The following is a 6369-nucleotide window of genomic DNA, read 5'->3' as shown; positions in this document are numbered from 1 at the left end:
GTAAGGAGGTCGAGATCAAGTATTATTGGATGAAATATTGTTTCCTCGTCCCTAACAACTATTCACCATAAAAAACGGCCGCAAATGCGGCCGTTTTTTATGGTGGGGTAATCATCTTAATCGCGATAGCCATTGGGATTATTAGACTGCCAGCGCCAAGTATCATTCACCATCTGCTCAATATTGTATTGAGCAGACCAGCCAAGCTCGGCTTTGGCGAATGAGGGGTCGGCGTAGCAGGCGGCAATATCGCCAGCGCGGCGCGGGACAATCTCAAGGGGGATGCTTTTACCGCACGCCTTTTCAAAAGCTTTAACCACTTCTAAAACACTATTACCTTGGCCTGTACCGAGGTTCCATATATAACTGCCAGCGTCATTGCCCGTGAGTTTCTTTAGTGCGGCGACATGGCCGCGAGCTAAATCTACAACATGGATGTAGTCGCGCACGCCTGTGCCGTCTACGGTGTTGTAGTCATCGCCAAATACTCTTAATTTGGGTAGCTTGCCAACCGCAACTTGAGCTACAAAGGGAAGCAGGTTGTTGGGAATACCTTTCGGGTCTTCGCCAATGGTGCCGCTTTCGTGAGCGCCGATAGGGTTGAAATAGCGCAACAAGCCCACCTTTAGCGCGTTGCTGGGTGATTTACAGGTATCTTGCAAAATCTCCTCGACCATAAGTTTGCTTCGGCCGTAGGGGTTTGTGGCGCCCGTAGGGAAGTCTTCTTTGATGGGCACGGTGTGCGGGTCGCCATAAACGGTAGCTGAAGAGCTAAAAAGTAAATGTTGAGTACCAAACTCATTCATTACTTCGGCGACAGCGACAGAGCCTTCAACATTGACATGATAATAGCGCAGCGGAATTTCATTAGACTCGCCAACGGCTTTTAAGCCCGCAAAATGAATCACGCCTTCAATGTTACCTTCTTGCTCAAAAATGGCGCGTAGAGCGTTGCGGTCGGTGACATCACTTTGATAAAAAGGAATTTTTTGCTGTGTGATTTTTTCTACACGGGCAAGCGATTCTGCGCTGCTATTGCAGAGGTTGTCCACCACACACACCTCAAAGCCCGCGGCAATTAGCTCTATTAGGGTATGGCTGCCAATGTAGCCCGCGCCGCCTGTTACTAATATCTTCATGAGTTATCCATCAGTCAAAACTTCATTATGGCATAGCTTTGGATTTAAGAATAACGATGGATACGCAGTGAATTGATGGCTTGCTTCTTGTATGACAGAACAGGTAGCACACCTTGATGTCAGTCGTTTGACAGTGTTCGGCCAGTAAGCCGGGAATGCAGTTTGTGACGACAAAGAATCTAAAATTATCTCGGTGTCGTAGAGTTTTTTGGTCTACTTTAAGGTTAGGTGAGTACAAATAGTAATATCAATTTTTGAGTAGGTTTGCCCCAACGGCGCCTGCGAATAAGCATTACATAGCCGTATCGGTTGTCTGACGTAACAGTGGTAACAATAACCGCAATACGGATTTGCCAGAGAGTGAGGAGCCAGCAATGTCTATCTTTAATCATTACCAGCAGCGTTACGCAAAAACCAAGGAAGAAGAGTTCAGTATTGAGGAATACCTCGATTTATGTAAAAAGGACCCGTCGGTGTATGCCAGTGCTGCTGAGCGAATGCTGCTAGCCATCGGTGAGCCAGAACTGGTTGATACGGCCAAAGAACCGCGATTGAGTCGCATGTTTTCAAATAAAATTATCAAACGCTATGAAGCCTTTGAAGACTTTTATGGCATGGAAGAGGCTGTCGAGCAGATCGTGTCTTTTTTCAAACATGCGGCACAAGGCTTGGAAGAGAAAAAACAAATTCTCTATTTGCTGGGGCCAGTGGGTGGTGGTAAATCATCGTTGGCTGAAAAGCTAAAAAGTCTTATGGAAAAAGAACCTATTTATTGTATTAAGGGTTCCCCTGTTTTTGAATCGCCTTTAGGGCTATTTAACCCGGATGAAGATGCGGCTATTCTTGAAGAAGACTTTGGCATTAATCGCCGTTATTTAAAAACGATTATGTCGCCTTGGGCTGTTAAGCGTTTACATGAGTTTGGTGGTGATATCAGCCAATTCAAAGTGATAAAGGTTTACCCCTCTATTCTTGATCAAACGGCAATCTCTAAAACAGAACCGGGTGATGAAAACAACCAAGATATATCCTCTTTAGTGGGTAAAGTTGATATTAGAAAGCTTGAAGAGTTTCCTCAAAACGACCCAGATGCTTACAGTTTCTCGGGTGGTTTGTGTCGCTCAAACCAAGGTTTGATGGAGTTTGTCGAAATGTTTAAAGCGCCGATTAAGGTGCTGCATCCATTATTAACGGCGACACAAGAAGGTAACTTTAATAGCACTGAAGGTTTAGGTGCGATTCCTTTTGAGGGGGTAGTACTTGCTCACTCAAACGAATCTGAATGGCAAACCTTTAAGAACAACAAAAATAACGAAGCCTTTATTGATCGTGTCTACATTGTAAAAGTCCCTTATTGTCTCCGTGTTTCAGAAGAAATTCATATTTATGAAAAGCTTTTAGAGACTAGCTCGCTGGCAAATTCACCTTGCGCACCCGATACTTTAAAAATGCTGGCGCAGTTTACGGTTCTATCTCGCCTTAAAGAGCCCGAAAACTCAAATAGTTTTTCGAAAATGGGCGTATATGATGGCCAAAACCTGAAGGATACTGACCCCAAAGCAAAGTCGCTTCAGGAGTACAAGGATACGGCGGGTGTTGATGAGGGGATGGACGGGTTATCGACTCGGTTTGCGTTTAAAATATTGTCTAAAGTGTTTAACTTTGACCCGACAGAGGTTTCTGCCAACCCCGTGCATTTGTTGTATGTACTCGAGCAGCGTATTGAGCAAGAGCAGTTTGCAGAAGAGGTGGCCTCCCGTTACCTTCGCTTTATTAAAGAGTATTTGGCGCCTAGGTACGTCGAGTTTATCGGTAAAGAAATCCAAACGGCTTATTTGGAATCTTATGCTGAATATGGCCAGAATATCTTTGATCGCTATGTGACTTATGCTGACTTTTGGATTCAAGATCAAGAGTTTAGAGATCCTGAAACCGGTGAGATTCTTAACCGGGTCGCTTTGAATGAAGAGCTTGAAAAAATAGAAAAGCCGGCCGGCATTAGTAACCCCAAAGACTTCCGTAATGAAATTGTGAATTTTGTACTGCGTGCTAGAGCCAATAATAACGGTAAAAACCCAGCATGGAACAGTTACGAAAAATTGCGAACAGTGATTGAAAAGAAAATGTTCTCCAATACGGAAGATCTCTTGCCGGTGATATCTTTTAGCGCAAAGTCGACTAAGGAAGATAAGAAAAAACACCAAGATTTTGTCGATCGCATGGTGGATAGAGGTTATACCGAGAAGCAAGTCAGGCTTCTATCCGAGTGGTACCTGCGCGTGCGTAAATCGCAGTAATCGTTATTGCTGCTTAATTACGCTATAGAGGCCTTCGGGCCTATGCAGGAGAGCTTATGAGCTATGTAGTCGACAGACGCCTAAATTCAAAAAACAAAAGTACTGTCAATCGAGAGCGTTTTTTACGGCGCTATCGAGGGCACATAAAAAAAGCGGTATCAGACGCTATTGATAAGCGTTCTATTACGGACTTGGATTCTGGCGAGAAAATATCCATCCCTTCAAAAGACGTTAGTGAACCGACCTTTAATCACGGCAACGGTGGGCGTCGTGACCGGGTATTACCGGGTAATGAAGAGTTTGTGAGTGGCGATAAAATCAAGCGGCCACCGGGTGGCGCTGGTAGTGGCGGTAACGGAAGTGGCGCGAGTGATTCGGGTGAGGGTGACGATGAATTTGTTTTTCAGATAACGCAGGAAGAGTTTTTAAACTTTATGTTTGATGACTTGGCGTTACCTAATCTGGTGAAGCGCCAACTTGCCGGTGATGAAGAGTTCAAATATCACCGTGCCGGTATTAGTAACGAAGGTAACCCAGGGCAGGTGAATATCGTACGAACGCTAAAATCTGCTAATGCTCGGCGTATTGCTTTAACGGGTAAAAAACGCAAAAAGCTACGCGAGCTAGAGGCCCGCTTGGCAGAGATAACACCCGCGGCCAATGAGTTAGACGAGGTGGAAGCCGATACGCTTCGTGATGAAATTGCGGTATTGCGGAAAAAAATCAAAGCGGTCCCCTGGTTGGATGACTTTGATGTGAAATATAACTTGCAAGTGAAGCACCCTGTGCCACGTTCGCGTGCGGTGATGTTTTGCATTATGGATGTTTCTGGCTCGATGGATCAGGCGACTAAAGATGTAGCCAAACGTTTTTTCTTGTTACTGTATCTTTTTTTACAGCGTAATTATGAAAAAATTGAGGTGGTCTTTATTCGGCACCACACCAGCGCGAAAGAAGTTGATGAACAGGAATTTTTTTACAGTCGTGAAACGGGCGGCACGATAGTTTCTAGTGCTTTAAAAATGATGGACGAAATCATCAAAGATCGCTATCCCGCGAGCGAGTGGAATATTTATGGTGCACAAGCATCGGATGGTGATAATTGGAATGATGATTCATCGCAATGTCACAAGTTACTGACCGATAACATTATGCCAGCGGTACAGTATTTTTCGTATATTGAAATTACACCGCGGGATCATCAGGCACTTTGGCATGCTTATGAGGAAGTCGGCAAAGCTTTTCCGGATGCCTTTGCCATGCGCCATTTAGTCACGGCGGCGGACATCTATCCTATATTCCGTGAGTTATTCCAAAAGAAGGCGGCCTAAATTATGAGCAAGCCCATCTCTACGAGTTCGGAATGGACCTTTGATTTAATTCAGCGGTACGACACCGAAATTGGTGTTATTGCTGAAGATTTCAAATTGGATACTTATCCGAATCAAATTGAAATCATTAGTTCAGAGCAAATGATGGATGCTTATGCTTCCATCGGTATGCCTATTGGTTACAATCATTGGTCTTATGGCAAGCAATTTTTAGGCGTGGAGCAAGGCTATAAACGTGGGCAAATGGGCCTGGCCTATGAGATTGTGATTAATTCTGACCCTTGCATCGCTTACTTAATGGAAGAAAATACCATGATGATGCAGGCGTTAGTGATAGCGCATGCCTGCTATGGTCATAACTCCTTCTTCAAGGGGAATTATCTTTTCCGTACCTGGACAGACGCTTCAGCAATTATTGATTATTTGGTCTTCGCTAAAAATTATATTGCTAAATGTGAAGAGAAATACGGTGTCGATTCTGTCGAGAACTTGTTGGACTCCTGCCATGCGATTATGAATTATGGCGTAGACCGTTATAAACGCCCATACCCGCTATCGCAACACGAAGAGGAGGCGCAGCAGAAAGAGCGCGAGGAGTACTTACAGCAACAAGTGAATGACCTTTGGCGAACTATCCCCACTGATGATAACGATAAAAAGGCATCACAAACCCGGCGCGTTCCCGAGGAACCACAAGAGAATTTACTGTATTTCTTTGAAAAGCATGCTCCTTTGTTAGAGCCATGGCAGCGTGAAGTGGTGCGTATTGTTCGTAAGTTAGCGCAATATTTTTATCCACAAAAGCAAACGCAGGTGATGAACGAGGGGTGGGCAACCTTTTGGCATCACAGCATTATGAATGAAATGTACGACCGCAGTTTAATTACCGAAGGCTTTATGTTGGAATTTATGCAGTCGCACTCGGGAGTTATTTACCAGCCATCGTTTAACAGCCAACATTACAGTGGTATTAACCCTTATACGCTAGGGTTTAATATGATGCAGGATATTAAACGCATCTGCCAAAATCCTACGGCAGAAGATAAACAATGGTTCCCTGAAATTGCGGGAAGTAATTGGCTAGAAACCTTAGATTTTGCTATGCGTAACTTTAAAGATGAAAGCTTTATTTTGCAGTTTTTGTCACCGAAGTTAATGCGAGATCTTAAGCTGTTTTGTATTTTAGATGATGATAAAAACCAGACCATTGATGTGGCAGCTATTCATGATGAAACCGGTTATCGCATTGTGCGCGAAGCGCTATCGGCGCAGTACAACCTGAGTAATCGAGAGCCCAATATTCAAGTCTATAGTGTTGCTGTGCGGGGTGATCGCTCGCTAACTTTGCATCACACGCGCCACAATCGAATGCCGCTTGAAGGTAAAAGTTCTGATGAGGTATTGCGCCATATTCACCGTTTATGGGGTTTCGATGTTCACTTGTATTCCATGGATAACGGCGATGTGAAACAAGATTTCCATTGTCCTGAGCCTATTATTCAAGTGCCAATGGCACAAACCTCATAGTAAGTCTGAATAATAGTCTTATTGAGCATGAGAGCCTGTGGATGGCGCATCCAGGCGCTTGAATAGCGCCCCCCC

4 protein-coding genes are annotated in these 6369 nt (G+C 44.4%); 3 read left to right on the top strand and 1 reads right to left on the bottom strand.

Annotated features, from left to right (window positions below):
* Positions 1-116 precede the first annotated feature (116 nt).
* Entirely contained in the window at positions 117-1139 is a 1023-nt protein-coding gene (galE, locus tag AC3A8L_RS10550) for a UDP-glucose 4-epimerase GalE (protein WP_487962214.1), read from the bottom strand.
* A 374-nt stretch (positions 1140-1513) separates the two neighbouring features.
* Between galE and AC3A8L_RS10545 the strand changes: the two genes are divergently transcribed.
* From AC3A8L_RS10545 to AC3A8L_RS10535, 3 genes are read left to right on the top strand one after another with little or no spacing between them, the layout of a single operon-like run.
* Positions 1514-3436, top strand: a complete 1923-nt coding sequence (locus AC3A8L_RS10545; protein WP_487962213.1) for a PrkA family serine protein kinase — start codon at positions 1514-1516, stop codon at positions 3434-3436.
* A 56-nt stretch (positions 3437-3492) separates the two neighbouring features.
* Positions 3493-4767 (top strand): YeaH/YhbH family protein, encoded by a 1275-nt coding sequence (locus AC3A8L_RS10540; RefSeq protein WP_487962212.1) that lies wholly within the window; start codon positions 3493-3495, stop codon positions 4765-4767.
* A 3-nt stretch (positions 4768-4770) separates the two neighbouring features.
* A complete protein-coding gene (locus tag AC3A8L_RS10535; RefSeq protein WP_487962211.1) occupies positions 4771-6294 on the top strand; it encodes a SpoVR family protein in 1524 nt (507 codons plus the stop codon).
* Positions 6295-6369 lie beyond the last annotated feature (75 nt).

It is taken from the genome of Marinagarivorans sp. (genome assembly GCF_982758155.1).
The sequence above is the reverse complement of the archived record's forward strand: the minus strand, read 5'-3'. Positions and strand labels throughout refer to the sequence as shown.

Excerpts from the sequence above, each read along its gene's own strand:
- galE (WP_487962214.1), bottom strand. The coding sequence starts at position 1,139 with ATGAAGATATTAGTAACAGGCGGCGCGGGCTACATTGGCAGCCATACC.
- AC3A8L_RS10535 (WP_487962211.1), top strand. The coding sequence starts at position 4,771 with ATGAGCAAGCCCATCTCTACGAGTTCGGAATGGACCTTTGATTTAATT.
- AC3A8L_RS10540 (WP_487962212.1), top strand. The coding sequence starts at position 3,493 with ATGAGCTATGTAGTCGACAGACGCCTAAATTCAAAAAACAAAAGTACT.
- AC3A8L_RS10545 (WP_487962213.1), top strand. The coding sequence starts at position 1,514 with ATGTCTATCTTTAATCATTACCAGCAGCGTTACGCAAAAACCAAGGAA.